22 protein-coding genes are annotated in these 26,962 nt (G+C 59.2%); 10 read left to right on the top strand and 12 right to left on the bottom strand.

Features of this window, described 5'->3' with window-relative positions; all coding sequences use genetic code 11:
• Positions 1-61: 61 nt before the first annotated feature.
• Together VK574_RS21250 and VK574_RS21245 are read left to right on the top strand one after the other, a co-directional pair.
• Entirely contained in the window at positions 62-2,959 is a 2,898-nt protein-coding gene (locus VK574_RS21250) for a protease pro-enzyme activation domain-containing protein (RefSeq protein ID WP_472801887.1), read from the top strand.
• 176 nt (positions 2,960-3,135) lie between these two features.
• Complete coding sequence (locus VK574_RS21245) at positions 3,136-4,326, top strand: acyl-CoA dehydrogenase (protein ID WP_472801886.1); 1,191 nt, start codon at positions 3,136-3,138, stop codon at positions 4,324-4,326.
• A 173-nt stretch (positions 4,327-4,499) separates the two neighbouring features.
• On the opposite strand, the gene VK574_RS21240 is transcribed toward VK574_RS21245, so the two are convergent.
• The 4 genes from VK574_RS21240 to VK574_RS21225 form a co-directional block, all read right to left on the bottom strand.
• Positions 4,500-4,994 carry an ester cyclase gene (locus VK574_RS21240; RefSeq protein ID WP_472801885.1) on the bottom strand — a complete coding sequence of 165 codons (495 nt, stop codon included), beginning with the start codon at positions 4,992-4,994 and terminating at the stop codon, positions 4,500-4,502.
• A 302-nt stretch (positions 4,995-5,296) separates the two neighbouring features.
• The gene (gene mmuM, locus VK574_RS21235) at positions 5,297-6,214 is read right to left on the bottom strand and encodes a homocysteine S-methyltransferase (RefSeq protein ID WP_472801884.1); all 918 of its coding nucleotides are present in this window, start codon (positions 6,212-6,214) and stop codon (positions 5,297-5,299) included.
• Positions 6,211-6,555, bottom strand: coding sequence for a hypothetical protein (locus VK574_RS21230; protein ID WP_472801883.1), 345 nt, complete (start codon positions 6,553-6,555; stop codon positions 6,211-6,213). Before VK574_RS21230 ends, mmuM begins: the two co-directional genes overlap by 4 nt.
• 185 nt (positions 6,556-6,740) lie before the next feature.
• Entirely contained in the window at positions 6,741-9,047 is a 2,307-nt protein-coding gene (locus tag VK574_RS21225; RefSeq protein WP_472801882.1) for a RelA/SpoT family protein, read from the bottom strand.
• 366 nt (positions 9,048-9,413) lie between these two features.
• On the opposite strand from VK574_RS21225, the gene VK574_RS21220 reads away from it, so the two are divergent.
• Complete coding sequence (locus tag VK574_RS21220) at positions 9,414-9,842, top strand: c-type cytochrome (protein ID WP_472801881.1); 429 nt, start codon at positions 9,414-9,416, stop codon at positions 9,840-9,842.
• Positions 9,843-9,890: 48 nt separating this feature from the next.
• Entirely contained in the window at positions 9,891-11,324 is a 1,434-nt protein-coding gene (locus VK574_RS21215) for a class I SAM-dependent rRNA methyltransferase (RefSeq protein WP_472801880.1), read from the top strand.
• A 136-nt stretch (positions 11,325-11,460) separates the two neighbouring features.
• On the opposite strand, the gene VK574_RS21210 is transcribed toward VK574_RS21215, so the two are convergent.
• From VK574_RS21210 to VK574_RS21200, 3 genes are all read right to left on the bottom strand, one after another.
• Positions 11,461-11,985, bottom strand: a complete 525-nt coding sequence (locus tag VK574_RS21210) for a plasmid mobilization protein (protein ID WP_472801879.1) — start codon at positions 11,983-11,985, stop codon at positions 11,461-11,463.
• Between the two features lie 11 nt (positions 11,986-11,996).
• Positions 11,997-12,248: a hypothetical protein gene (locus tag VK574_RS21205; RefSeq protein ID WP_472801878.1), complete on the bottom strand. Its 252-nt coding sequence runs from the start codon at positions 12,246-12,248 to the stop codon at positions 11,997-11,999.
• Positions 12,249-12,365: 117 nt separating this feature from the next.
• Entirely contained in the window at positions 12,366-14,549 is a 2,184-nt protein-coding gene (locus VK574_RS21200) for a prolyl oligopeptidase family serine peptidase (protein WP_472801877.1), read from the bottom strand.
• Between the two features lie 170 nt (positions 14,550-14,719).
• Here VK574_RS21200 and murJ point away from each other — a divergent pair, with 170 nt between their 5' ends.
• Positions 14,720-16,348: a murein biosynthesis integral membrane protein MurJ gene (murJ, locus tag VK574_RS21195; RefSeq protein ID WP_472801876.1), complete on the top strand. Its 1,629-nt coding sequence runs from the start codon at positions 14,720-14,722 to the stop codon at positions 16,346-16,348.
• Positions 16,349-16,468: 120 nt separating this feature from the next.
• On the opposite strand, the gene VK574_RS21190 is transcribed toward murJ, so the two are convergent.
• Together VK574_RS21190 and VK574_RS21185 are read right to left on the bottom strand one after the other, a co-directional pair.
• Complete coding sequence (locus tag VK574_RS21190; RefSeq protein WP_472801875.1) at positions 16,469-16,867, bottom strand: hypothetical protein; 399 nt, start codon at positions 16,865-16,867, stop codon at positions 16,469-16,471.
• A 350-nt stretch (positions 16,868-17,217) separates the two neighbouring features.
• Complete coding sequence (locus VK574_RS21185) at positions 17,218-17,712, bottom strand: bactofilin family protein (RefSeq protein ID WP_472801874.1); 495 nt, start codon at positions 17,710-17,712, stop codon at positions 17,218-17,220.
• A 319-nt stretch (positions 17,713-18,031) separates the two neighbouring features.
• Between VK574_RS21185 and VK574_RS21180 the strand changes: the two genes are divergently transcribed.
• From VK574_RS21180 to VK574_RS21160, 5 genes are all read left to right on the top strand, one after another.
• The gene (locus VK574_RS21180; protein WP_472801873.1) at positions 18,032-19,750 is read left to right on the top strand and encodes an N-acyl-D-amino-acid deacylase family protein; all 1,719 of its coding nucleotides are present in this window, start codon (positions 18,032-18,034) and stop codon (positions 19,748-19,750) included.
• 70 nt (positions 19,751-19,820) lie between these two features.
• A complete protein-coding gene (locus VK574_RS21175) occupies positions 19,821-20,927 on the top strand; it encodes an NADH:flavin oxidoreductase/NADH oxidase (protein ID WP_472801872.1) in 1,107 nt (368 codons plus the stop codon).
• A gap of 153 nt (positions 20,928-21,080) precedes the next feature.
• Positions 21,081-21,605 (top strand): MerR family transcriptional regulator, encoded by a 525-nt coding sequence (locus tag VK574_RS21170; RefSeq protein ID WP_472801871.1) that lies wholly within the window; start codon positions 21,081-21,083, stop codon positions 21,603-21,605.
• Positions 21,606-21,873: 268 nt separating this feature from the next.
• Positions 21,874-22,002 carry a hypothetical protein gene (locus VK574_RS21165; RefSeq protein ID WP_472801870.1) on the top strand — a complete coding sequence of 43 codons (129 nt, stop codon included), beginning with the start codon at positions 21,874-21,876 and terminating at the stop codon, positions 22,000-22,002.
• On the top strand, positions 21,999-22,886 hold the full coding sequence (locus tag VK574_RS21160; protein ID WP_472801869.1) for a WecB/TagA/CpsF family glycosyltransferase: 888 nt from the start codon (positions 21,999-22,001) through the stop codon (positions 22,884-22,886). Before VK574_RS21165 ends, VK574_RS21160 begins: the two co-directional genes overlap by 4 nt.
• Before the next feature lie 36 nt (positions 22,887-22,922).
• Here VK574_RS21160 and VK574_RS21155 read toward each other — a convergent pair whose 3' ends face one another.
• The 3 genes from VK574_RS21155 to VK574_RS21145 form a co-directional block, all read right to left on the bottom strand.
• Complete coding sequence (locus VK574_RS21155; protein WP_472801868.1) at positions 22,923-23,543, bottom strand: hypothetical protein; 621 nt, start codon at positions 23,541-23,543, stop codon at positions 22,923-22,925.
• Positions 23,544-23,629: 86 nt separating this feature from the next.
• Positions 23,630-25,165 (bottom strand): hypothetical protein, encoded by a 1,536-nt coding sequence (locus tag VK574_RS21150; protein ID WP_472801867.1) that lies wholly within the window; start codon positions 25,163-25,165, stop codon positions 23,630-23,632.
• Positions 25,162-26,949 carry a sensor histidine kinase gene (locus VK574_RS21145; protein ID WP_472801866.1) on the bottom strand — a complete coding sequence of 596 codons (1,788 nt, stop codon included), beginning with the start codon at positions 26,947-26,949 and terminating at the stop codon, positions 25,162-25,164. The genes VK574_RS21150 and VK574_RS21145 overlap by 4 nt, the downstream gene beginning before the upstream one ends.
• Positions 26,950-26,962 lie beyond the last annotated feature (13 nt).

Genomic DNA, 26,962 nt, shown 5'->3' with positions numbered 1-26,962 from the left:
TCAAATATGGGCCGGTGCGGCTCACGTCTGGTCTCAAACCGTTCCGATTTCAAGGATGGCTATGATTACGAAGCTGCTTCAAGGTCAGGACAGGCTTCGGGTATGCGGGTGGATTGCTGCCTGTGCTGTGGCGACGACCGCCATGGCCGCACAAACGCCGGCTCCCCGCATTCGAAGCGAGATTAGCAACGTTGCGGTTTCGCCGCTAAAGGCAACTCAGCAGCCGCTCGGGTCAACCGAGCTCGATGCCGGGCGGATGCCGTCCGATGCCCGGCTCAATGGCATGAGCATTGTGTTCAACCGTTCGGCCGCCCAGGAAGCGGACCTGCAGGCGTTGATTGCGGCGCAGCAGGATCCGCGGTCGCCGCAATATCACCAATGGCTGAGCCCAGAGCAGTTTGGCGCGCGGTTTGGCATGGCGCAGTCGGACATCGACCAGGTGCAGACGTGGTTGCAGCAGCAGGGCTTTGCGATCGACTCGGTGGCGAGAGGCCGGACCATGATCCGCTTCTCGGGCACGGCGCGCCAGGTGGAACAGGCATTCCAGACCCAGATGCACTACTTCAGCGGCAACGGTGAAAAGCATTTTGCCCCGTCAACGCTGCTCTCGGTGCCGACGGCCATTGCGCCGACCATTGCCACGGTGCGGAACCTGAGCGACTTCAGGCCGCGGCCGATGCACATTTCCACGCACCGCGCGTTCACATCGAGCCAGTCTGGCAACGTGTTCTTTGCGCCGGGTGATATCGCGGTGACCTACGATATCAATCCGCTTTACAGTGCCGGCGTGAACGGTACGGGACAATCGATTGCGATTGTGGGACAGTCGGCGGTACTGGCAAGCGATATCGAAGCGTTTGAAAATGCGGCGGGGCTGCCTGTGAAGGATCCGGTGATGGTGCTTGTGCCCGGGTCGGGCGCCTCAACGGTGGTTGCTGGTGGAGACGAAGGCGAATCGGACCTGGATATCGAGTGGTCTGGAGCGATTGCGAAGGGCGCGACTATCGATTTTGTGTTCACGGGCAGCAGCACGAACTTCAACGCATTCGACGCGATCGCATATGCGATCGACGAGAAGATTGCGCCGATTGTGAGTATCAGCTACGGCGCATGCGAGACGGCGCTCGGCGGGTTCTCACTGGAAACACAACTGGCCCAGGCTGCGACGCAAGGACAAACGGTGGTAGCCGCATCGGGCGACCAGGGTTCGACGTCATGTTCCGGCGACACGGCTAACGGCCTGACAACAACACAGGAGTTCGCGCTGGCTGTGAATTATCCCGCGAGCAGCCCGAATGTAACGGCGGTTGGCGGCACAGAGATCAGCGCTACGAATGATGTTGCAACGAACGCAACCTATTGGTTGCCACAGGGCACGAACGATGTGCTGACCTCCGCGAAGACTTATATCCCGGAGATTGTGTGGAACGACGATTCGACACAGTTTGGGCTCGGAGCAAGCGGCGGCGGCACTAGTGCACTCTTTAATCGGCCGACTTGGCAGACTGGCGTACCCGGCATTCCGAGTGGCACCAAGCGGCTGGTGCCGGACGTTGCGCTATATGCTTCGGCCGGATTTCCGGGCTATCTGTTCTGCACCAGCGACCAGTCGAACTGGAATACCACGAATGCTCCGGTCCAGGTGGCGAGTTGCAACAGCGGGTTCCGTGACAACACTACAGGGGACCTCACCGTGGCCGGCGGCACGAGTTTTGCAACGCCGATCTTTGCCGGCATGCTTGCGCTGATCAACCAGAAGCAAGAGTGGACGGATGGACAAGGCCTGGCGAATCCAACGCTCTACACGCTGGCTGGAGGCGCGAATTACTCGACCTTATTCCACGACGTGACGAGCGGGAACAACAACTGCACCGCCGGAGCGACTTTCTGCGGCACCACAACGACGGGTTTTTCGGCAGGAGCGGGCTACGACGAAGTGACGGGCCTGGGGTCGGTGGATCTGGCGAACCTTGCCGGTGCCTGGCCAAAGAATGCGACGCCGCTGGTGGCGACGACGACCACGGCTTCGGCAGCGAGTTCCGCTCCAAATGTAAGCACAAATGACACCGTCACGATCACGGTAGCACAGGTGGGTGGAACAGGAACCCCAACAGGTACCGTGAATCTGTCGATTGACGGAAGCGGGACCGCATACGGCGCCACCGGCAGCACGGTGACACCTGTGACGCTGACAGCGAACGGCACCGCGACCTACACGGCAAACTTCGCGACCGCGGGTGCGCACACGATAGTGGCGCAATATGCGGGCGACACCGCGAATGCTCCTTCGACGGGAAGCGTGGTGATCACCGTGGGTGGAACGAGTTCTGGAAAAGGGACCTTCGCCATGGCGTTCAGCGTGCCGACCCTGACATTGAAGCAGGGAGCGCAGGGGAGTGAAACGCTGACGGTCACTCCTTCAGGCGGATACACCGGGACGGTCAACCTTACTTTCGCTACATCGAATGACACGGCGCTTGCCAACCTCTGCGTATTTGCAGGCACGGGTACCAACGCGAACGGATCGATCACTGTGTCGAGTTCGACTGCGGTTCCTGGGCAGATTACGATCGATACGAATGCATCCGATTGCGTGAGTTCAACTGGAGCGGCGCTGAAGGGGCGCGGGCTGCGCGTGATTCCGCACACGAGAGGTTCGCTGAAAACAAACAACAACACTCCGAAGAAGAGCAACCCGGTTCCAGCAGGGATCGCTTTTGCGGGGCTGGTGCTTGCGGGGTTCCTGGGACGGTCGTCGCGCAAACTGCGGCAACTGGCTTGCGTGATGGCTCTGGCATCGCTGGGGCTGGTGCTCTCGGCTTGCGGCGGCGGCTCAAGCAGCAGCAGCTCCAAGGTTCCGAATCCGACAAAGGGAACCTATACGATCACTTTCGCGGGACAGGATTCGGCCACATCCACGATTACAGCGCAGTCTTCGTTCTCGCTCGTGATCGACTAGAAAACTGGATTGGGTTGAAGGACGGTCGGGGCAGACTTCGCAAGAAGTCTGCCCTTTTTGTTTTCTCCACGCGAAAGCCTCGGCGACGGGTTTGACGGGAGCGAATCGAGTTGCAGCGGCGGAGGCTTGTTTGCTTACCGATGCGGTCATCGAGCGCCATGGTCTGATACACTCCGATGCCGGAGGCATTGATTTCCTTGTCTGACAAGAGCCATTCCCCTTCGCCGCTGACTCATTTGACCGAAGAAGAACGCATGTTTTTTGCAACGGTGCGGAAGTTTGCGCAGGAGACGATCGCTCCTGCAGTCCGCACGATGGACGACGAGCAGCAGTTCGCGCCCGGCCTGGTAAAGAAGCTGTTCGAGCTTGGATTGATGGGGATTGAAATTCCCGAGGCGCTGGGCGGTGCGGGTGGAAGCTTCTTTGACGCGGTGCTCGCCATCGAGGCGATTGCCATGGTTGACCCGGCTGTTGCCGTGCTTGTGGACGTCCACAATACGCTGGTGGTGAATGCGATTCGGCGATGGGCAAACGAAGAACAGAAGCAGAAGTGGCTGCCGAGGCTGGCCGCGGATACAGCCAGCGCTTATGCGCTGAGCGAAGCAGGCTCGGGATCGGATGCGTTTGCGCTGCAGACGCGGGCGGAGAAAATTGACGGCGGATATCGGCTGAGCGGGCGCAAGCTGTGGATCTCGAATGCCAGGGATGCGGGACTGTTTCTGGTTTTTGCGACACTCGATGCGGCGGCAGGATATCGAGGGATCACGGCGTTTCTTGTAGAGACCGGCACGCCGGGTTTTTCAGTCGGACGCAAAGAAGACAAGCTGGGAATTCGCGCCAGCAGCACGTGCGAGTTGGTGCTTGACGGGTGCGTGGTTCCGGCGACGAATCGGGTGGGAGAGGAAGGCAAGGGGTACAAGATCGCCATTGAGTCGCTGAACGAGGGACGCATCGGAATTGGCGCGCAGATGCTGGGACTGGCCGAAGGCGCGTGGGGACATGCTGCGAAGTACGCGAAGGAGCGGCGGCAGTTTGGCAAACCGATCGCGGAGTTCCAGGCGGTGCAGTTCTCCCTGGCCGAGATGGCGACGGAGATTGAGGCCGCAAAGCTGATGGTCTACAACGCGGCGCGTCTGAAGGATGCGGGGCAATCCTACGTGCGCGAGGCGGCGATGACGAAATACTTCACGTCGCATGTTGCGGAGCGTGTGGCGAGTCAGTGCGTGGACATCTTTGGCGGCAATGGGTTTGTGCGCGATTATCCGGCAGAGAAGTATTATCGCGACGCGAAGATAGGCAAGATCTACGAAGGCACGTCGAATATGCAACTGATGACAATTGGGAAGATGGTCCTGGGGTTGCGATAAGCGTTGTGCTCGGGATGGCGAGGGTCGTACGCACTTTACTTGTCACTGCCCGCCTTCGCGACCGGAAGATGATCGCGAAGACGGGCTATCCAAGGTGTTCGTGTGCCCCGTGCAAAAGGGCAACAATCCGGTTGAAAACCCGCCAAAGCTGACGGATATGGGGAAGAGTGGAATCAGGCTTGCGATCTGACTTCCTGTTTCGATTCGTGACCTGAGCCGCTTCTTGCTTCTTTGGGAATCTCGATGACTCCGAGTTGCTGCATCATTGTTGCGAGATTCCAGTTTGCGTACTCTTCGGCGATCTTCGAATTTTCGAAACGGTAGATCGAGGTGCCGTCCACGCTGAACTTCTGGTTGGTGGGTTGCATGCCGAGGAATTGTCCCTTGTGGGTTCCGTGGGCTTTCCAGTGGACAACGACTTCGTTGCGTTCGGCGATGGTGTCATCGATTGTGAATTTCAAATCGGGGAATGCCTTGCGACAACCCTCGATGTGGTTTTTGATGTTTTGTAGTCCGGGGCCCAGGTTCGGAAAGACTGGATCGTGGAATCGGACTTGGTCGGCGAGATACTCGGAAACCTTGTTAAGGTTCCCATGGTTCCAGCATTCATCCACGAACCGCTGGACGACCTGCTTGTTTACTTCGGGATTTTGGTTCGGTTGAGGCATCGTCCGCCCTCCTTTCCATGGGCCGAAATTATAGGCCTGGATGAGTCACGTGCTGATTGCAATTTGGGAGATTTTCTGAGGAAATCGCATGGGGTTTGGGGACTGCTGCGTTAAGACTCTTGTTTGCCGCAAGATGATCGAAGCAGCCTCTGCAACCATTGCATCTGTTCGAGTTACACACTGAAGTCTGATTCTAAACAAGAAAGAGATCGCCGATTTTCAGGGGGCGATTGGCCTTGTTGGCCGGACCAAAAGCTGTGTTTCGAGATGCAAGCTGGATTGGCGAAGCTGCGGGGATCTTCCTACCAGATTCCTCGGCCGGCGTCGGCGATTTGGCGTATGTGAGCGGGGCGTGTGCGGCAGCAGCCACCGATGATCTGCGCGCCGGCGGCGAGCCATTCCATGGCCATTGCCCCATATGCCGGTGGGTCAGATGTGCCGGTCCAGCAACGGTTCTGTGCATTCCAGCCTTCGCCGGAGTTGGGGTAGACGACGATAGGCTTGTCGGAGGCGGCGCGCAGTTCTGCAATCAAAGCGGGAATGAGAGTGGGATGCGTGCAGTTGACGCCGATGGTGACGGTCTGCGGAAATGCGGCGACGGCCGCAGCGCATTGACGGAGCAACTCTCCGTGGGCGACGTGCACGCGATCGGGACAGGTGAAGGTGAACCACGCGGCAAGTTCCGGATGCGGCGCGAGTGCCTGGCCGATGGCTTCGGCTTCAGCGAGCGAAGGCAGCGTTTCGAATGCGAGCAGATCGGGGGCTTCTCGCCCACTTGCGTTCGCCAGTATCTTGATGCGATCAGCGTGGAATTCAACCAGATCGTTGAAGGTGCAGGTGTAATTGCCGTGGTATTCGGCACCGTTGTGAAGGGCTGCACCGTAGGGGCCGAGCGACGCGGCGACGACGATGCGGCGGCCGGGAAATGCGATGGCAGCCTCACGGGCGAGTGCAACGGATCGAAGGAGCGCGGCGTCGGCGCGGGCGGGATCGAGGCCAACTTCGGCATAGCCCATGCGCGAAACCTGGTAGCTGGCGGTTTCAATGACGTCCGCGCCAGCTTCGATGTAGGCACCGTGTACTGCAAGGATTTTTTCGGGAGACTCTTCGAGAACTTGCGCGGACCAGAGCGGGCCGTTGATGTTGGCCCCGAGGTATTCGAGTTCGGAGGCCATGCCGCCGTCGAGGACGTGGACGCCGTGGAGAATACCGAATCTCAACTGAAGACCTTCCAGAAGAATGTGAGGTAGACGGCGATGGAGCAGAAGAGTGCACCGATAATCCACTCGATCCAGAAGAGCCATCGCCAGCGAGGGCGCAGTGCGGCCAGCACGGCGAGGGCGAGGAAACCAAGCAGGAATGGGAGTGTCCGAAGATCAGTGTTGTAGGCGGCCTGGCCAAGTTTGCTCACGCCATGTGCGAGATCGAGCAGCAAACTGGCGCACATGGTAGCTGGAAAGAGAACCAGCAGCCAGGTGCCGACGACACGCCGGCGGGTGAACTCAAGAACGGTGCAGGCGACGAGAAGGATGACTGCGAACCAGCAGAAGAGAGTTGCCACAGGGATTCCTCCTCCAGCTGCGGTTGCTGGAATGGTAAATGAGAGGGACGGCTGTCACTTCGTTGGGCAGAAAGCGAATGAATAAGATACCGGAGGGATTTTGCAGGTAGAGAGAGAAAACAACTGCAGGTCCTTCGACTCCTTCGCTGCGCTTGGTCGCTCAGGATGACGGGCAGTGGTTTCGTTTAGAGCTTTTGGGTGCGCTGGACGGTGCGGACGCCTTGCACTCGGCGGATGCCGAGGACCATGCGGTTCAGGTGGCGGAGGTCTTCGGCTTCGACGACGAATTCGATGATGGCCTCGCCGTTGTCGTCGTGGTGGATGTCGACACCGCGGATGTTGGTGTTGTCGTCGGAGATGACAGCAGTGAGCTCTTTCAACATGCCGGTGCGATCGTCGCAGTAGACCGTGATCTTGACGGGATAGCGTTGTGGGCGGCCGGTATCATCGCCTACGCGCGACCACTCGACGTTGATGCGGCGGTCGCTCTCGTAAAGCAGATTCTGCACGTTGGGACAACTGCGCGCATGTACCGCGACGCCCTTGCCGCGGGTGACGTAGCCGACGATCTCTTCGCCGCGAATGGGATTGCAACATCGCGCGCGATAGACCAGCAAATCGTTCTGGCCTTCGACCTGGAGCGAATCTGACCCGGTGAGGTGCAGCTTGCGCACCGCGTCGGACATGGCCTGATCGACGGTGCCGGGCTGCTGCGGCTCAGCGGTCTGCGAGCCGTCTGGCGGATTGGCATAGCCGGGCGCGAGTTTGTTGAGCACCTGATGCGCGGAATGCTTGCCGGCGCCGAGGGTCGCGAGCAGGTCGGCAGCGGTAGCTACACCGTATTCGCCGGCGATGCGAGCCAGATCCTGGTCGTCGATCTGGCTCATGGGCACTTTGAATCGGCGGGCTTCGCGCTCGAGCAACTTGCGGCCGATCTCGACGGCGCGGCGGCGCTGGTCTTCGTTGAGCCAGTGCTTGATCTTGTTGCGGGCGCGCGGGCTTTTGACGAAGGTGAGCCAGTCGCGGCTGGGCTTGTGGTCTTTCTGCGTGACGATTTCTACGATGTCGCCGGTGCGGAGCTTGGTGCGCAGAGGGACCATGCGACCGTTGACCTTGGCGCCGACGCAGGTGTGACCGACTTCAGTGTGGATGGTGTAAGCGAAGTCGACTGGAGTGCCGTCGGCCGGGACCACAACGACTTTTCCCTTGGGCGTGAAGGTGTAGACCTCGTCGGGGTAGAGGTCCATCTTCAGGCTGGAGAGGAATTCGTTGGGATCCGTCATCTCCTTCTGCCACTCAACGAGCTGGCGAATCCAGTTGAGGCGCTCTTCGTCGCGTGCGGTAAGGACGTCGTCCTTGGTTTTGTATTTCCAGTGCGCGGCGATTCCCTCTTCAGCGATGCGATGCATCTCTTCCGTGCGGATCTGCACTTCGAACTGATGTCCGCCTTCGCCGATGACGGTGGTGTGGAGGGATTGGTAGCGATTGGCGCGGGGGATGGCGATGAAGTCCTTGATGCGGCCGGGCACCGGACGCCAAAGCGTATGAATCAGGCCGAATACTGCGTAGCAGGCGGCGAGGTCATGCGTGATGACGCGAACGGCGAGCAAGTCGTAGACCTGGTCGAAGGTAACCTTGGAGCGCTGCAGCTTCTGGAAGATGGAGTAATAGCGCTTGATGCGCCACTCGACGCGTGCATCGATGTTGTTTTCTCGTAGCTGCTCGTTAAGTGTGTCTTCAACGCCGCGTAGGAACTGCTCGCCCTCGACGCGCTGGGCTTCGACGGCCTCGGCGACTTTTTCGAAACTGACGGGATCGGTGTAGCGGAAGGCGAGGTCTTCAAGTTCGCCGCGGACTTTGCCCATGCCAAGGCGATGGGCGAGCGGGGCGTAGATGTCGAGGGTCTCGCGTGCAATGGCTTCGCGGCGGTCGGGCTGCAGATGCTCCAGCGTACGCATGTTGTGCAGGCGGTCGGCGAGCTTGATGAGGACTACCCGGACGTCGGAGACCATGGCCAGAAGCATTTTGCGGACATTCTCCGCCTGGCGGTCTTCGCGGTTCGCGAACTGAATCTTGTCGATCTTGGTGACACCCTCGACAATGTGGGCGACCTGGTCACCGAAGTCGGCCTCGATCTGCTCGCTGGTGGCCGGGGTGTCTTCAACGGCGTCGTGAAGGAGGCCCGCGGAGATAGCGGTCGCGTCCATCTTCATTTCAGCCAGGACTTCTGCCACTTCAAGGGGGTGGATGACGTAAGGCTCACCGGATGCACGCATCTGGCCCTTGTGATGCTGTACGCAAAACTCCCAGGCTTTGCGAATAAGTCCAATGTCTTCAGTGGGTCGGTTTACTTGAACGAGGCGGAGGAGTGTTTCGAATCGACGGTCGATAACAGTCTGGTCGACAACCGGACGGACAGGCGCGGAGGGCGCTCCCGGTTCCCCGGTGGCGCTGCGAATCTCTGTCGGTGTGGGCTGGCGGACGGTCGCCATACTTCATTATAGGCTGCAACTGTTGAGCCTGCGTCTATGTGGGGGTCGGCAACGACCGGGTGTACGGGGCGAACGCGCCGAGCGAGTCGCTTTTGGAACAAATGTCTGGTTGTTTTCGGTCGGGTCGAGTCGAAGCAAGGGTTGGCAGGCTTCGGTTGTTTTAGATGACTCTCGGACGGTCCTATCGGTTCTCATAGCATAGTTAACGAAGTTTTCTAGAAATGCATTTATGCTTTCGTTATTAAGCAAAAACAGCAATAGCCTCACACTTTTAGGCTATGCGCTGTGTGTTGGCCATCACTGCCCGGTATCCATAAGACGGGCGTAGAGTCGGCTTCGGACTAGAGGTCCAGAACCGAGGAAATTATGCTGAAAAGCCTCTTAGTTACAGCTGTGGCCGCGACGCTTGCGGTTAGCTTGAGCTTTGCAGATCAGTCTCAATCGAAGGTAGTGATTCCTGTCAACAAGACCGCGCCGAACGACGGCAAGCAGATGTACAAGAATTATTGTGCTCCATGCCATGGCGCAGACGGAAAGGGAAGCGGGCCTGTGGCATCATCGCTGAAGGCACGTCCGACCGATTTGACGGAATTGACGAAGATCAACAAAGGGAAATTCCCTGACACGCATATCGTAGCCATTCTGCAGTTTGGCGCGGATGTTCCGTCACACGGATCGGCTACCATGCCGGTGTGGGGACCAATTCTTGGTACGATGAACAGGACGAACATTCAGGATAAGCAGCTCAGAATCAGTAATCTGACTCGCTATCTGCAGACACTTCAGGCACAGTAGACGCCGGCGGCATTGCTCCCCGTAGCGGCGATGAGCCCAAGGGGACCAATGACAAAGGCAAAGAAGCCCAGATCTGACCGGAATGAAAAGGCGCCCGAAGCATCACTGCAGACGGCGCCTTCTCTGCGACCTGGTAAGAAACGGCGGCCGGATGAAACGGTCGTTGCACACGAGACGCCCAGGCGCGACTCGAAACGAATTCCCTATTCCCAAGACAAAGCAGCGAGACAGAACGCGACCTCGCATGAACACGGGTTTGGTGCGCGCGTAAGCCGGCGCGCGGCTGACCGCCTGCGTGCGGGGCACGTGTGGGTGTACGCGTCGGATGTGGAGTCGCTGAACGCGGGCGAGGGGGATGCACCGGCACTGCTGCCGGTGGCGGACAGTCGCGGATTGCTGCTGGGGACGGCACTGTATAGCCCGACGTCGCAAATTGCGCTGCGACTGGTGGCGCGGGGGGCGATCGGGGAGTCGGAGTGGCTGGAGCTGATGGGGCGACGGCTGAAGAACGCCATTTCTCGTCGGGTGCCGGAGTTCAATTCGGAGAAGATCGATAGTGACTCGTTCCGCTTGTGCTTCAGCGAGGCGGACGAGATTCCGGGGCTAATTGTCGACAAGTACGGCGAACTGGTGATTGTGCAGTTGCTTGCGAAGGGGCTGGATTCGACGGCAGTGCGACAGAAGATCGTTGCGACGATTCGGGAGTTCATCAATCCGGCGTCAATTCTGGAGCGGCCCGATCCGCGTATTCGCGAGTTGGAAGGATTGTCGGCACCCTCGCTTGAGCCGCTGTACGCGGCTGATCCGAAGAATCCATTGACGGCGACGCAGTTCCGGTTGAACGGACTGACGTTTCACTATGACGCCAGTGCGGGACAGAAGACGGGGGCGTTTCTGGACCAGCATGCGAACTACAAGGCTGCCGAACGCTACGCCGGGCAGCTCGCCCCAGGAGGGAGGGCGCTGGATGTATGCACGTACCAGGGTGGATTCGCTCTGCACCTGGCGCGGGTTTCGAAGCGCGTGACCGGAATCGACACTTCACGTTCATCCCTTGAAGTGGCGGAACGGAATCTCGTCGCCAATCGTGACCAGTTCTCTGCCGCGGTGGATTGGGTAGCGGGCGACGCGTTCGAGATTCTGCGTGACTGGTCGGAGGCCGGCGAGAAGTATGACACCATCGTGCTCGATCCGCCGGCATTTGCAAAGACACAACGCGCGGTGGAAGGTGCGCTGCGCGGTTACAAGGAACTGAACCTGCGCGCGCTGAAGATGCTGCGGCCTGGCGGTCTGCTGGTGACTTGTTCGTGCAGCCACCACGTGGGATGGAAGGATCTGGTGGGCGCAGTAGCTGCGGCCGCTTCTGACGCCTCTCGGCGTGTGCGACTGCTGGAGCGGCGTGGAGCAGCGCTCGATCATCCGGTGGTACTGAATCTGCCGGAGACAGAATATCTGAAGTGCCTCGTGCTCGAAGTGGAGTGAAGGCGCACCGGACTGTGTGCGCTTGCCGTCGTCGAGTATTCGGTGCCTGAAAAATGCAGCGAGTCAGCGTCGCTTTCGCGACGTGGCGGGTTAGCAGGTCAGCAATTTCGATGGAGTCCGGAACAGCGAGTTATGTCTACGCGGGGCCACGCCAGTGAGGCAGAAGGCGGGCGCGCCATGATGATGCTGAGCGGGATTGAGGCTGGGGTACCGGATCGGTTTGCGCTGCGGCGTGAATCTCGCTCAGGGCTTCCTTCACCTGGGCGCGCAGAGACTCCGCCTCAAAGATGCAGGAGCGAAGGTAGGCGGAGACGGTGAGTTGAGCGGCTGCGGCGCGTTCGTGGAGTTGAGCCTCTTCTGCTTCAGTGAGGCGAATGGTGATGCTTGAGGTTTTGCGCTTTTTTTCTTTGTTGGCGGGATGAGCTAGCCGAGTCGTCGGCGCCGAGGGAAACTGAGATTCATTTTCGGGCAACGCGGCGACTGGCGGGACGCGGCGATGCGATCGGAGAGCCTGCTCGTAGCTGATGGTGGCGACGTCGTCGGCCAGCGCGCTGTCATCCCACGATGGACTCGTGTGCTGTAGAGAGCCGGTGAGCGATGCGAGCAAGCTGGCGAAGGTGCCCACATCCTTTGGCGGCGAAGTTGAAGCCGGATCGGACATCGCATAAAAGTCTATGCAGCCGCATAGTCGGTTTCAGCAAATTCGCAACCTGCAGGTTGCAAGGATTCCCATAAACGGAAAACTGCCACGCGAATTTCGGAATCGGGCGCAACTGAGGCGACGAGACGAAGGCCACTGGGGCTGAACAGGCTGCGGAAAAAGGAGTGATCACGGGTCAGCTTCCTCGAATGCATCCCGCAGCGGCTAAAGCCGACCTTGATTTGATTGGCTTTATCGGCACGACTGAAGTCGTGCCCTTTCAAAACAGAGGCTCCGATTGAGTTTTTCCGCAGCCTGTAAAGCCCTCTGTTTTTTTCCTGTTTTTCCCGGCATGACCGAAGGCATGCCCTGATACAAACCAAGGTCTACCTGCTCAAGGTCTATTTTGCGCTCGGTGATTTTAGTTTGGTTTTTATGGGCGCATCCGTCTCCGTCCACAGGAATGACAGCTGATCGGCATCGTCCTGAATCTGCTGTTCGACGCTGACGCCTGCGGAGTGGCCGCCGGCGGTGCTGTAGTGGAGCAGGATGGGCCGGTCGCTCTTCGATTCGGTTTGCATCAGTGCGGTCATTTTGCGCGCGTGCAGCGGATCGACGCGGGTGTCGCTGTCGCCGGTGAAGAACATGATGGCGGGGTAGTCGGAGCGGGACTTCACGTTTTGATACGGGGAATATTTCAGGAGATAGGGAAACTGCTTCTCGTTTTCGGCAGAACCGTACTCCGTTGTCCAGTGCGGGCCTTGTTCGAATTTGTGGTAACGCAGCATGTCGAGCAATGGGTAGCCGCACCAGACGGCAGAGAACAGCTCAGGATGCTGCGTGAAGGAGGCGCCCATCAGCAGGCCTCCGTTGGAACGGCCGGTGATGGCGAAGTGCTCGGGCGAGGTGTATTTGTTGTCGATGAGGTAGTGAACCGCGCCGAACCAGTCGTCGAAGACGTTCTGCTTCTTCTCGAACATTCCCTGCTCGTGCCAGCTCTCGCCATACTCGCCACCGCCACGCATGTTGGGAACCGCGAACCAACCGCCTTGCTGGAGCCACCAGGCCCAGGCGGGATTCCAGGCCGGCGTCTCGCTTAGGTTGAAGCCTCCGTAGCCGGTCATTAATAGACGGGCGGATCCGTCCTGCGGCAGGCCTTTTTTTCCGGCGATGAACATGGGGATCTGCGTGCCGTCCGTTGATTTGTAGAAGACCTGCTTGAGTTCGTACTGAGCGGTGTCGAAGGGGGTTTTGGGCTGCGCAAAGACTTCGCGTTTGCCGGTCGCAGTGTCGATGCGATAGAGGGTGGGCGGCTGAATCCAGGATTCGAAACTGAAGAAGCCGTAGCGGTCGGTGGTGCGGCCGGCTACACCGGAAGCGGATCCGATGCCCTCAAGATCAACCTGTCCTGCCGGCTTTCCATCGAGCGTGTAAACGCTGATCTCGGACTTCACATCGTGGAGGCGCTTGACGTAGATCTTGTCGCCAACGATGGAAAATGTTTCGAGAACGTCTTTGCCTTCGGGAACGATGGTTTTCCAGGCTTCGGGCATGATGCCGGGATCGGCGCGCAAGATGCGGCCGTCGGGCGAGCTGTAGTCGGTGCGGACATACCATGCGCCTTTGGCGTAGATGGTGGAGAAGCGCGAGTCCAATCCCCAGACGAGAACTTCGAAGGGCGAACCAGGCTTGGTGAGATCGCGGAAACAGATGTCGACGCGTTTGGCCGGCACGCCGCGCTCGATGGTGATAACGAGGTAGCGCGCGTCATCAGTGATCTGCGCGCGGAAAGTATCGATAGGGCCGAGCAGTTCGCCGTGAAACTCGCGGCCGAAGATCAGCTTGTCGTCGGCTGTGCGTGTGCCGATGGTGTGCAGGTAGAGCAGCGTGCCTTTGCGGTCGGTGCGCGCGTAGTAGAGACTCTTTCCGTCGGGAGAGAAATCGAGCGAGTAGTAAAGGCCCGAGGGAATTTCGTCTTCGAGGGGCTTCTTTTTCACGATGCTGAAGATGCGAACTGTGGCCTCGTCTGCGCCTCCCTGGCGGACCTGGTAGGCGAGGAGCATGCCATCGCGCGAGACGGCGGCAAGACGCACTGACGTGTTGGGGTCGCGGCTGAACGCAGCGGGATCGATCAAGCGCTGGTCTTTCGGCGCTGCGGGCTGGCCTTTCAAGGCTGAGACCATCAAGCCGTGGCGCACGTAGATGGAAGCCTGCTCTTCGCCGGCGAGACGCTTCATGAAGTAATAGTTGCCGGCGCGCTGGATGGGGATTGTCCAGCGGGAGGTGTGTTCGAGCGGGTCTAGGTCGTCGAGGGCCTGGTTGTGGATGGCGTCCTGTCTCAGGTAGCGGGTTGTATAGACGTTCTCTTCGTTAATAAAGGCGCGGGTCTCGGTGCTTTTGGCGTCTTCAAGCCAGCGGTAGTTGTCGGTGATTTTTGTTCCGAAGTAGTTGTCGATGACGGGATCGGATTCGGCGACGGGAGGCGCGGAGAGAGTGATGCCGTCACGGCTGTGGATGGACTGGGCAGCCGAGTGGGTGGCGAGCAGAACGATGAAGAGGAACAAAACACCAGCGGGACGCCGCATCGAGAACCCCCTGCCAGACAGGATACTCGGGGGAAATGGGCCAATGCGCGCTGGAATCTGCGCAGAACGAACAGTCAGTTGACGCCGTTGGGACCGCGCGTGTGTTGCATGCGCAATGCGACCCACCGACATCTGCAACCCCGGTAGAATCGACAGGAGTGAAAGACTCATTGCCAACCCAACCGCGCGCGGGCGCTCCTTCAGCGCTGACACGCGCGCTGCATGCGCTGCGGCCTTCGCATGCGCATTCGGCCTTTAGCGCGACGGTGGTGCTGATGGCGTCGGTATTTTTGTCGCGCATCATCGGGTTGGTGCGGGTGAAGTACATTGCATGGCTTCTGGGAAGCGGGATGAAGGCCGATGCGCTGAACGCGGCGTTCGTGCTGCCGGATATGATCTCGTACTTTCTGGTGGGCGGCGCAGCGTCGATCACGTTTGTCACGATCCTTACGCGCTATCGCGAAACAGGGCGCGAGAAGGAGGGCGAACGCTCGCTCTCGGTGATTCTGACCACGATGTACCTGGTGCTCGGCGCGGCCATCGTGCTCGGAGAGATTCTGGCGCCTCTATTTGTCAGCTTGCAATTCAATGGATTTGACGCAGAGAAAGCGGCGCTTTGCGTCAAGCTCACGCGCATTCTGCTGCCGGCGCAGTTGTTCTTTTTTGCGGGAGGCGTATTTGGCGCAGTGCTGCTGGTGCGCAAGCAGTTCACTGTGCAGGCGGTTTCGCCGCTGATCTATAACCTGGGAACGATTGTTGGCGGCTTGCTGCTAGTGAAGCAGTTCGACGTGTCTTCGCTGGCAATCGGGACTGTGGCGGGCGCGTTCTTCGGTCCATTTTTTCTTAACTGGCTGTTTGCGCGGCGGGCGGGTGCGCACTACAGGCCGATTCTCGACTGGCACGATGAGGGACTACGCGAATGGGTGCGGTTATCGTTGCCGCTCATGGCGGGCGTTTCGCTGGTGACGGCGGATAACTGGATCATTGCGCACTTCGCCTCGAAGATCGGTGGCGCAGTGTCGGAGTTCAACTACGCCAAGCAGTTTTTCACGGCGCCCATGGCGGTGCTGGCCCAGGCTGCCGGAGCCGCATCGATGCCGTTTTTCGCAAGCTTGTGGGCGAAACAGAGCCGATTTGAATTTGCCGGCGTGGTCGCGGACTCGGTTTCGCGCGTCTCCTGCATGGGATTGCTGGCGGCATCGGGGATGATCGCGCTGGGCAAGCCGGCGATTGACCTGGTGTTTACGGGCGGCCGCTTCACGGCCAGCGATGCGAGCCAGTGCGCAGCTTATTTCGCGGTTTTCTCGATATCGCTGTTCTTGTGGTCGGCGCAGGCTATCTACTCGCGGGCATTTTATGCAGCGGGCAATACGATTGTGCCCATGGCGGCTGGAACCATCGTGACAGTGGTTTCGCTCCCGATTTATGTTGGACTGTTTCACGCATTCGGTGCGATGGGACTGGCCTTTGCGTCTGACATCGGGATCGCGATGCAGACACTGGCGATTGCCGGTCTGCTGCATCGGCGGCACATGGTGTCGCTGGCGAGCCTCGACTATCGCGAATTAGGTCGATGCGTGGCCGCGGCGCTGACAGGCGGAGCTGTCACCTGGATCGTGTTTTCGTGGATGGCGGGAGAACTGATCCAGAGAATGCACCTGGCGGGCCATCGCCGTTTGAATGATGGCGTGGTACTGGTCGCGGGCGGGCTGCTTTGGGCGGCGGTTTCGATGGCTGTGCTGAAGAGGACGGGATCGGAATTGCCGCAGGTGATGATGAAACGGCTGCGGCTGGCGTGATTCTCTCAAAAACCCCAATCTTCAAAGCAGGAATCTGAAGTTTCAGATTTCCCAGGATTCAAAACCGAGATATGGGGCACCCATGGTCAAATGTGGGCCTCCCGCCCACCAGAGTTGAGGTCAAGCATTGGTGAGACCCGGACCACCCGCCCCCGCTGAAACATTCTGGAGAGATTTATCAAGCCACAGCTCGTACCAGTCCAGAAATCCCATCCTATTTCCATGTTCATCGACCTCGGGGAAAATTCCTTCTCCGGTGGCTTGGCTGTCCCGCCACACTTCCCCTTCGCATGATCCACAAACAATCAGAAAGATGCGAATTGCACATCCGCAATGGCAAAGATAGAGAGCGCCCGGAAGGAACACTCCAACATACTTTCCACCTTTATCCCATTCCACGCCTTCCAAATCTCCTATGCTGAGGCCCCGCTCCCACTCATCTGGATTTAAGGAAGATGTCCACAGGAATGGCTTTCCATTGGACCCGTAAGCCTCGAAGCCGACGCGATGAGCGGGCACAGACCCTTCCGAGGGCAGGTCAGCTCAGGGAGAGTTGAGTGCGCCACCCGCCAACATATCGATACCCCGGTCCCCAAACGCGAGGGACCGGGGGCACCCTCATCGTGTCCGGGAAAGGTCCCCGGACCGGAGCCACGCGCCACGACTGAAGTCGTGCCCTGTTACAAGACTCGAGTGTGAATGGGTTCTCCGCAGTCTGATGAAGCCCGTTTGCTGCCAGAACACAATTCGTGAGGCTGCAGCCTGAGGCTCATTGCGACGAGAATTCCGTGCGAAGCACACAAAGGCAATAAAGCACCGAGACCCCTGCCGCGACAGGGGTCTTTGTGGTCAGAGAGAGCGGCAGCGCGCTACGAGTGCACTGCGACTTTGGCGGGCTCGGACGGCACGGCGGTCGGCTTCGAATCCGGCTTGCGGATGTCGATGCCGCCCTTGAAGAATGCGCCGTCTTCAATGCTGATGCGGGCCGCTGCGACGTCGCCGGTGAGGGCGCCTTCGGCACGGATATCAACGCGGTCGGTGGCGTTGACGTTGCCCTTGAGCTTGCCGAGAACAACGATTTCGCGGGCATTGATGCTGGCCGTGACGTTGCCGTTCTTGCCCACTGTAACGCGATTGCCGGGAATGCTGATGCTGCCCTCGACCTTGCCATCGATGAACAGGGATTCGGTTCCGGTAATCTCGCCCTTGATGGAGAGACCCTTGCTGATGCTGGCTTGCTCGCCGACAGACGATGATGCGGCCGGGCGTGGCGTTTCAAGAGTAGGTGCCACCGGCGTGGGGCGAGCGGGCTCGGGGGTCGAAGTCGGGGAGGGTGATTGTCCTTGCTGGGTGGGTTTCCACATAGCGCTCAAAACTATTCCTTTTCTGTCCTGACGGGACTTAGGTGGTGCCAAGGCAGGGACCACAGAGGTGGACCCAAAGACTTAAGATTCCCGGACGGGCGCCCGGATAATGGTGAGCACGTGCGTCCGCATATGATTTCTGTCCTTGCTCGGTCTTACCAAGCATGGTTGTTGCCGTTATTGTAAGACGACGGGGCAAAATTGCACGAATGTGGAGATTACCGTAGTTTTCCGGTTGCCATCTCTGACAACAGGCGGAAGCGAAAAACCCTGTGAATTGAGGCGATTTACCTAGAATCCCCAAAGTGAGGACCGAAACATGCAGGGTTGTGCCCGTTTTCCCCTGGTTGTGTGTGGAGTGATTGCGTCGCTGGCGATGAGTTTGTGCGCCCAGCAGGCTGCGGACTCCGGACCGTTCGACGTCGTGATCCTGCATGGACACATCCTCGATGGCACGGGATCGCCGTGGTACGCGGGCGATGTGGGGATTCGAAACGGACATATTGCCGCGATCGGAGACCTGGGAAGCGCGCCGACAAAGCAGAAGATCGACGCGCAGGGAAAGATCGTGGCACCGGGATTCATCGACATGCTGGGGCAGTCGGAGCTGACCATCCTGGTCGACCCGCGACTGCCCTCGAAGATTTACCAGGGCATCACGACGGAGATTACGGGCGAAGGCGGCTCGGTGGCGCCGGCGAATGACGCGATGCGGGCGGCGGATCGCGCGGGCTACGCGCACCTGGGCATCACGCCGGACTGGCGGACACTGCGCGAATACTTTGCGCGGCTTGAGAAGCAGGGGATGGGCATCAACCTGGCGACGTATGTGGGTGCCACTTCGGTACGACGTATGGTGCTGGGCGACGCGAACGTGCAGCCGACACCGGCTCAACTCGACCAGATGAAGGCGCTGGTGGACCAGGCGATGCGCGATGGCGCGGTAGGCCTGTCAACGGCGTTGCAGTACACGCCTGCGCCCTATGCGAAGACCGAAGAACTGATTGCGCTGGCGCGCGAGGCGTCAAAATACGGCGGCATCTATGCGACCCACATGCGCAGCGAGGGCGATACGGTGCTGGAGTCGATTGACGAGGCAACGCGGATCGGGCGCGAGGCACAGATTCCGGTAGAAATCTGGCATCTCAAGGCAGCGGGCAAGGCAAACTGGGGCAAGATGCCGCAGATTGTGGCGCGCATCGATGCGGCGCGGGCCGCGGGCGTCGATGTGAGTGCGAATACCTATGCGTACACGGCGTGGTTCAACACGTTTTCAGCTTTCGTACCACCATGGGCGCATGATGGCGGCGATACGAAGCTGGTGGAGCGGCTCAAGGATCCGGCGATGCGGGTGCGGATTCGCAAAGACATGACGAGCAGCGGGAAGGATTCGGCAGGCGAGAACTGGGACAACGAGTGGCAGGAGACCCCGGGTCCCGAGGCGATTCTGATTGCGGTGGTGCAGAATCCGGAGCTGGTGCCGCTGCAGGGAAAAAAGCTATCGGAGGTGGCGGCGTTGTGGCATGAGGACGCAATTGATGCGCTCTTCGATGTGCTGATCAAGGACAAGGCGTTCACCGAGGTTGCGGTCTTCGGGATGGACGAACCGGATGTGAAACTGGCACTGAAACAGCCGTGGGTCTCGATTGACAACGATTCGCAGGGAACTTCGCCGGAAGGGCTGCTGGCGGGCGAGCACCCGCATCCACGGGCGTATGGGACGTTTCCGCGGATTCTGCGGAAGTATGTGCGCGAGGAGAAGGAGTTGACGCTGGCCGATGCGATTCGCAAGTTTTCGGCGCTGCCGGCGCAGCGGATGCGGCTGACCGATCGCGGCGTGCTGAAGCAGGGGATGTGGGGCGATGTGGTGGTCTTCGATCCAGAGAAGATCACAGACAAGGCGACGTTTGAAGAGCCGAACCAGTTGTCGGTGGGAATGGAGTACGTGCTGGTGAATGGGGTGCCGGTGATTGCGGAGGGGAAGATGACGGGGGCGCTTCCGGGGAAGGTGCTTCGGGGAAGTGGGTACGTGCCGTAGTCTGGGACTTCATCGCGTCGATTTCGGCCTCAAACTCATCTCTTCATTGGAACGGAATAATACATACTTCATGAGCCATCCTCTTTTTTCGCCTTTTCAGCTGCGTTCTGTTGTGTTTCCCAATCGCATTGGAGTTTCGCCGATGTGCGAGTACTCGTCGGTGGACGGGTTCGCGAATGACTGGCACCTGGTGCACCTGGGCTGCCGCGCTCAGGGTGGCGCGGGGTTGGTGATGACGGAGGCTTCGGCGGTGACGCCGGAGGGCCGCATCTCGTCGGCCGACCTGGGCATCTGGAAGGACGAGCACATTGCAAAACTCGAGCAGATCGCGCAGTTCATTCATACGCAGGGCTCGCGGGCGGGCGTGCAACTGGCCCACGCTGGGCGCAAGGGCAGCATGACAGCTCCGTTTGGTGGTGAGCGTCTGCTGACGCCAGCGGAAGGGCGCTGGGAGCCGCTGGGGCCTAGCCCGATTGCGTTTTCGCCGACTTATGCTGTGCCGAAAGAACTGGATGAGGCGGAGATTGCGGGGGTGGTCAGAGCATTTGCCGATGCGGCAAAGCGAGCCGACAATGCCGGGTTCGACGTGGTTGAGATTCATGCAGCGCATGGCTACCTGCTGCACGAGTTTCTTTCGCCGCTGGCCAACCAGCGCACCGATCAGTACGGCGGCAGTTTCGACAATCGTATCCGGCTGCTGCTGGAGGGGGTCGATGCGGTTCGGGCAGCGTGGCCCGAGCACCTGCCGCTGTTTGTGCGCATTTCTGCGACGGACTGGGCTGAGGGTGGGTGGTCGCCGGACGAGTCGGTCGAGCTCGCACGGCGGCTGCGCGAGCACGGCGTCGATCTCGTGGATGTTTCATCGGGCGGGCAAGTTCCTAACGCCAAGATTCCGGTTGGGCCGGGGTTCCAGGTGCCGTTTGCGGCGCGAATCCGCAACGAAGCCGGAATTCCGACGGCTGCCGTGGGGATGATTACCCAGCCTCAACAGGCTAATGACATCGTCGCAAAAGCCGAAGCTGACATTGTGCTGCTGGCGCGGGAGATGTTGCGAGATCCCTACTGGCCCCTGCATGCTGCCGCGGCGCTTGGCGAAACGGCGAGTTGGCCGGTGCAATATTTGCGCGCTGCGCCGCAGGGATCGACGGCGCGGCAGTCGATTGAGCGGCCAAAGTAGCGGAAAAACCGGTGATTGTGGCCCGATTTTCAACAAGATTCGGCATCTTCTGAGGGTCAAGCCGCGCATTTTGCTTCACTTCGGCTGCAATTGGTGGCCTATACTGCGTCTAAGCAGTGATCCCGCGCACCCTGCGGGCCTTCTGTATTTGCTATGGCATCGCACCCATCCCCGAAGCGCGCTGTTGAAACCACGACTATCCCTGACCGTCTTTATTTCAAAATCGGGGATGTTGCGCGCATTCTCAAAGTCGAGCCCTATGTGCTGCGCTTCTGGGAGTCGCAGTTTCCGCAGCTAAAGCCGAACAAAAGCGGCACCGGGCAGCGCCTGTACCGCAAGCGCGATGTCGAGGTCGCGGTCGAAATCAAAAGGCTTGTCTACGGCCAGGGCTATACACTGTCTGGCGCCCGACAGGCCCTGGGACAAGCGAAACGGGCTGAATCTCAGGCTGCCGTTGCTGCTCCGGCACCAAGTCACACCCAGGCGCCCGCGACAACCGTTGGAAAGAAGCGCGATAAGGTGGCCGAGGTCGTTGTCCGCGCGCGCGCTGAGTTGCGCGAGATTGCCGCAATGCTGGCATCGCCGGGGAGCGCTGCCACGCCGCCCTTGCAATCGCTGCGTCGCCGTACGCGTTCGTCGCCGGCGGAGAGTGTCTCCGGCTCGCTGTTCGACGCGTAACTCTCGGTTCGAAGCGCCCATGGTCGGAATCCGCTAATTTGAATTGGCCTCCAATTCCACTTTCTGCGGTATGGCGATATTCTCTTCGATTGCTTACCGCGAAGTGTGATGGTCCTGATCAATGCCACGACGGCTTACCCCAGGAAGATGCTGAGCCATAGCCTGTCTGCAATCCTCGGGGATCATGCGCGCGACGGCTAACAATCAAGTGACATTACACTGACCGTCGACTGACACTTGTCATTGCCGAAAACCATAACTTCGAGTAATGAGATTGGTATTCGCGGCGATTGCCGCGCTCATCCATATTCCACTTTTTCTCAGCATCGGTCTTCGCGGGCTGGCGTTCCCTTCCAGCAGGCTCGAAAACCCACTTGCCGCCGAGGAGAGCGCATGACGCCCAGAACAGGCCAAGTCCGCAAAACTCTTACACCTGGGCGATCGAATCCCTTCGATGTTGCAGGGCTCGAAGCCAGCCTGCAAGTATGCGCCAACGTCCTCGGAGTTCCGGTGAATGCGCTCGATATGGAGACTGCCCTCACGCATATCGAGCATGCTCTAAGCGTCCGCAGGAGAGGCTACATCTGTATGGCTGCAGTGCACGGCATTATGGAAGCGCAGCGAAAACCAGAAGTGTTGAAGGCCTACACCGAGTCGTTCATGACTCTTCCCGACGGAAGGCCGACGGTGTGGGTGGGAAGATTGCAGGGCCTTCAACAGATGGAGCAGGTTAGCGGCCCCGAGGTGATGCTTGAAGTTTTCCGACGGAGAGCCTTTGACCCATACACGCATTTTCTGTATGGCGGCAAACCCGGCGTTGCACAAGAACTCGCCGACAGGCTGTCCCGGCAATTTCCGTGGGCACGCATTGTCGGCACGTATACTCCGCCGTTCCGCGAGTTGCAACTGCAGGAAGAGCGGCAATTGATTACGACACTGCGCAGGCTGAACCCCTCTTTCGTGTGGGTCGGGATTAGTTCGCCGCGCCAGGAATTATTCATGCATAGGTACCTGCCTCATTTCCCAACCACGCTCATGCTGGGTGTGGGAGCGGCATTCGACTATCACACGGGAAGAATCCGAGACAGCGCAGATTGGATCAAGCGCGCAGGGCTGCAATGGCTTCATCGCCTCATGCAGGATCCGAAGCATCTACTGTGGCGGTATCTGCGCACCAACCCTGCATTTCTCTGGCAAATCGGCCTGCAATTGACTGGCCTGCGGAACTACGCGATCCCCGGCGAATTCAACCTCCGGGACGAAGGAACAAATTCACGATAGCAATCCGTCCGTCGACCTTTGCACTCGGGGATGCGGTTAATAGGGGGGCTTCGCGTCGCGATCGTAGGGTTGACCGTACATAGTGGTGTGGGGCGTGGCCTTGAGCAGCACGGGCGGAGCCTCAATTACTCCCAGATCGCCCGAGTCCGGTGTTACGCGAACGCGGCGAACCATGCGATTGAGAAGGGGTTGCGCGATGCCTTCGATCCAAACGTGCAACTCGTATTCCCCTTGCGGCACATGGACGATGTGAAAGCTTCCACCAGAATCGGCAGTCGAAAACAGACTTGTCGACAGGGTGAGAACCACCGCACTCATTTCGGGATGAATGTTGCAAAAGATATAGGAGACGCCTTCGCGAGAGAACGTCACTGATTTTGTGGAGCCAGCTTCGTAAAGCCCGAGATCGAACCGCTTTCCGTCAAACAGTGAGAACACATTATGAAAAAACGGGTCCCTGTTCGGAAAGTCTACGATGCTGCCCACGGGAATCACGAGAAGGTGGGGCTTAAACTCGCGGTTCTTCTGCAATAGGGTGTAGTGCTGGTCGGGAAGAAATGGCGATGCAGGCGTTTGCGGCAAAGGGGCAAGCCACGCAACGGCAGAGGGTAGCGCGCGTTTTGTCTCGTGCTTCGGAGATTCGATCCGCAGATGCACATCGACTGTCGGCTCATTCTGTGCGTCAGCAACAGATGTGAAAAGGGCGAATCCGACAATTGATATGCATATCAGTCGTCCTCGCATCAGAAGCTGTACCCCGTTGCAATTCCGATGATATGGCCTGTCGTGGAGTAATTGTTCACCGGCGAGCTTTGCAGATGGCGATACTCGAGCGAAAACGTCAGGTAGGCGCTCGGACGATAAATCACATTGCCTGTATAGGTGAGACTGCGCGCCAGGTTCAAGTAATATGCCGTGACACTCCCAGCATAGGGGCGGAGCTCCGATGCTGGCACCTGATCTGTCCCCAGCGCGGCGTTGAATTCGAGCTGCTGGTTGACTCGGGCCTTGAATTGCGTCCATCCGCCAAGGGCGTGGAGGTTTTCGAAGGAATACCCTATCGGAGAAAGTGGATCAGGCGCAATTACGTAGTCCTTGAATGCGCCGCCTCCAAGTCCACCGAGGGCGGCGCCCCAGTAACCGCTACCACTAATTGCAGCATGTGCGGCAAGGGGAATACGGTAATCGAGCGTGCCTGCCCACGAATTGAAGCGCGTTCCTCCAATTGACTGGTGCGGAACAAAGAGTCCGCCTGCGCCAAGTTGAAGCCCGGAATCTTCGGCGCCGCCAAGAAGCGCGAGCCTGCCTTCCGCACCTGGCCAACGACTCATTTCCGCAGTTGTCGGTGTCGTGATCGGCGTAGTGGATGAGCTCGACCCGGCATAGATCTGCACCGGATTCATCACATCAATCAAGGCTGCCTGCGTGCGAAACCGTTGCGCACCCGGCAAAGGAAAGTCCTGCCTTACTCCGACTTGAGGGTTCCATGTCCAGAGATTTCCCGACCAACCAAGAGCAGGAACGGCTACCGCGGTAAACGATGTGGGCGTGTTGGGACTCACGATCGGACGATCCAGGGCAAAGAATACCTGCGTGTGATCCCATTCCAGATCGGCGTGGGCGGTACGAAGCCGGAGCAATCCCTCTGGGTACGCATTCGCCGTGGTCCCGGCTGAAACTGCCCCACCATCGAAATCGACCCGTACATCTGCGTGCGTTTGAGCGTTGAACAGGTGAGGCCCTCGCGCATCAAGGCCCAGCACGGTCTGCCGCATCGACGCTCCCGTACTGCCTCCCCCTGCAAGAACGATCGATGGCGAGATCGGATTATCCACGAGGGCGGTATTCACGAACCCGGTCAGGAGCACCAGGCCGCTGACCTTCAGCGGGAATTTCGACTCGCTTTCGACTTTGGCCTGTTCGTGCGTGGCGATCTGCGTTTGCTCGAGCGCCTGCTGTTCGCGAATCTGATCGACCGCAGCCGAGAGCCGCGCGGAATCAGATTCGGAGGCTCCCGGGTTTGCCGAGGCAATCTGCTGCTGAAGCGCCGTCATCTGCGCCCGCAATTCATCGAGCTCACGCTGAGACTGCTCGATCTGTTTCTGAGCCTTGCTTAGCGCGTCTGTAAGCTGTCGCACCTTCACTTCGAGGCTCTCATCCGCTGCCGGCTGGCTCTGCGCAAGGCTGCAGGCTGCGCTTAACCAGAGACCAAGCATCGCTCGTCCGGCGATTCGAATAATCCATTCGATTTTTTTGGCACGTGCGCGAAGCTGGCTCATCCCGCTGCCCACCTTCTTTGACTGGAATCTTCTGGCGCCGTTTGCTGTTCGATTCCCCGGTCGATTGTCATGCGAAATATTGTTTCACCGGGTCCTGTTGTTACCAGCAAGACTTCGCCGCCATGTTCGGCAGCTACGCAGTGCGCAAGCGTAAGTCCGAGCCCTGAGCCCTTCTGCTTGCCCTCGCTGACGAAAGGCTGAAACAGGCTGTTGCGAATGCTCTCGGGAACGCCGGGACCGTTATCTTCCACCTCGATAACGATCATCCCGTCATGAATATCGAGGCGGGCCCGGACGCGCGCCTCGCCTTCGCCGGTTCTCGCTGACTGGCAGGCATTCAGGAGCAGGTTGTAGATCGCCCTTTCGACTTGCTTTGCGTCAACCAGCGCAGGCGTCTCCGCAGGATCGCAATGCGTCGCGGTCAACTGAACTCCAGCAGCATCAGGATGGGCGCGAAGCAGCGTGAGGGCGCGCTCAAACAGAGCCGAAACCAACTCGTGAGAACGCCGTATTGCTTCGCCGGTCCTGCTGAAGATCAGCATCGACTCGATGAGCTCGGTGGTGCCGTGCACCGCAGTACGGATATCGCCCAGGATTTCAGTCCGCTCCTGTTCCGACAATGGCGATGACGCCAGAAACTCAGAATTGGCATAAACGCTGGCAAGATAGTGACGCAGGTCATGCGAAACCGAACTTGCCATTCGGCCGATCGTAGCGAGCCGCTCAGACTCCAAAAGAGCGTGGTTAGTGCGAAGGATCTCATCGCGCATCTTCTCAAATGACAGACTCAGCTCACGTACCTCGCGGGTTCCGTCATTGGGCAGCAGGTGGGCACTGTCTCCAACGCCGAAGGCGCGTACGCCAGTCGCGAGTTCTTCGAGCGGTCGAGTAACGATGCGCGACAGCCAAATCATTAATAGTGTTCCAACGATCAGCGCGAGCAATCCCGCGATCAACACGAGCCGGTCGATTTGATGGATCGATTTTTCTGCCTGTTCAAACGATTTCAATACGACCAGGCGCAGCGGAACGGGCGCACTGAGATCGCGTGTAGCGGCAATGAAGCGTTGGTCGCCAACCTTGATCGTGACCGGCGCGTCTGGCTCTGAACCTGAGGTTGCCGGCCATTGAGAAATCTGCTGCAATACAGGTCCGTCCAGCGTGCTCGCAAGGGAGTGTCCATTGCTCAGAAATGCAGTTTCAACGCTGGTCGCCTCACCAATCTGCCGCAGCAGATCAGGGCCAATCTCGAATCCGCTGATCACGTATCCCAGCAGGACTCCATCTTGCGCGCTGCCAAAGAAGAGCGGATGAGACGAGCACGCGTAGAGACGATCGGAGCTGACCAAGTATCGAAAGGTCGGCCTGGCAAATAATGGTTGGAGGTCCTGGGCCAGCGGTCCGGCATCGCGCAGACCCCTGGCATATGCCGCCACCACGTGCCCCTGGTTGTCTGCCAAGGCGAACAGATCGCTATCGCTCACCTTCCAGAACTCAACCCCGGCATCCTCGATGGTCCGCTTATCGCTGGTCGTCATCAGCGCTTTAAGGCTGGGCAGATCAGCCAGAAGAGCATTTTCGCGCTCCAGCGCACTCAGTCGCTGCGCCTCGAGGTTTTGAAATGTGGTAACGGAGTGAGCGAGATCTTTCGAGAGATCCTGGGTAACCTGGCTTTCGAGCTGGTGGCGAACGATGAGGAGACTGCCGAACGTTGCGCTCGCAATGATCAACGCCATTGCGGCGACCAGCAGCATGCGGGTCCGAATCCCTTTGCTCTCGCCCATGCCCGCTTACTCC

It is taken from the genome of Occallatibacter sp. (genome assembly GCF_035317045.1).
Lineage (GTDB): Bacteria > Acidobacteriota > Terriglobia > Terriglobales > Acidobacteriaceae > Telmatobacter.
Note: the sequence above shows the minus strand (reverse complement) of the source record. Positions and strands in the feature narration are given on the sequence as shown.

Bases quoted from the DNA above. Each gene is read 5' to 3' on its own strand.
- VK574_RS21225 (WP_472801882.1), bottom strand. From the start codon at position 9,047: ATGGCGACCGTCCGCCAGCCCACACCGACAGAGATTCGCAGCGCCACC.
- VK574_RS21200 (WP_472801877.1), bottom strand. From the start codon at position 14,549: ATGCGGCGTCCCGCTGGTGTTTTGTTCCTCTTCATCGTTCTGCTCGCC.
- VK574_RS21250 (WP_472801887.1), top strand. From the start codon at position 62: ATGATTACGAAGCTGCTTCAAGGTCAGGACAGGCTTCGGGTATGCGGG.
- VK574_RS21165 (WP_472801870.1), top strand. From the start codon at position 21,874: ATGAGATTGGTATTCGCGGCGATTGCCGCGCTCATCCATATTCCACTT.
- VK574_RS21245 (WP_472801886.1), top strand. From the start codon at position 3,136: ATGCCGGAGGCATTGATTTCCTTGTCTGACAAGAGCCATTCCCCTTCG.
- VK574_RS21145 (WP_472801866.1), bottom strand. From the start codon at position 26,949: ATGGGCGAGAGCAAAGGGATTCGGACCCGCATGCTGCTGGTCGCCGCA.
- VK574_RS21180 (WP_472801873.1), top strand. From the start codon at position 18,032: ATGCAGGGTTGTGCCCGTTTTCCCCTGGTTGTGTGTGGAGTGATTGCG.
- VK574_RS21170 (WP_472801871.1), top strand. From the start codon at position 21,081: ATGGCATCGCACCCATCCCCGAAGCGCGCTGTTGAAACCACGACTATC.
- VK574_RS21215 (WP_472801880.1), top strand. From the start codon at position 9,891: ATGACAAAGGCAAAGAAGCCCAGATCTGACCGGAATGAAAAGGCGCCC.
- VK574_RS21220 (WP_472801881.1), top strand. From the start codon at position 9,414: ATGCTGAAAAGCCTCTTAGTTACAGCTGTGGCCGCGACGCTTGCGGTT.
- VK574_RS21185 (WP_472801874.1), bottom strand. From the start codon at position 17,712: ATGTGGAAACCCACCCAGCAAGGACAATCACCCTCCCCGACTTCGACC.
- VK574_RS21210 (WP_472801879.1), bottom strand. From the start codon at position 11,985: ATGTCCGATCCGGCTTCAACTTCGCCGCCAAAGGATGTGGGCACCTTC.
- VK574_RS21160 (WP_472801869.1), top strand. From the start codon at position 21,999: ATGACGCCCAGAACAGGCCAAGTCCGCAAAACTCTTACACCTGGGCGA.
- VK574_RS21175 (WP_472801872.1), top strand. From the start codon at position 19,821: ATGAGCCATCCTCTTTTTTCGCCTTTTCAGCTGCGTTCTGTTGTGTTT.
- VK574_RS21150 (WP_472801867.1), bottom strand. From the start codon at position 25,165: ATGAGCCAGCTTCGCGCACGTGCCAAAAAAATCGAATGGATTATTCGA.
- VK574_RS21240 (WP_472801885.1), bottom strand. From the start codon at position 4,994: ATGCCTCAACCGAACCAAAATCCCGAAGTAAACAAGCAGGTCGTCCAG.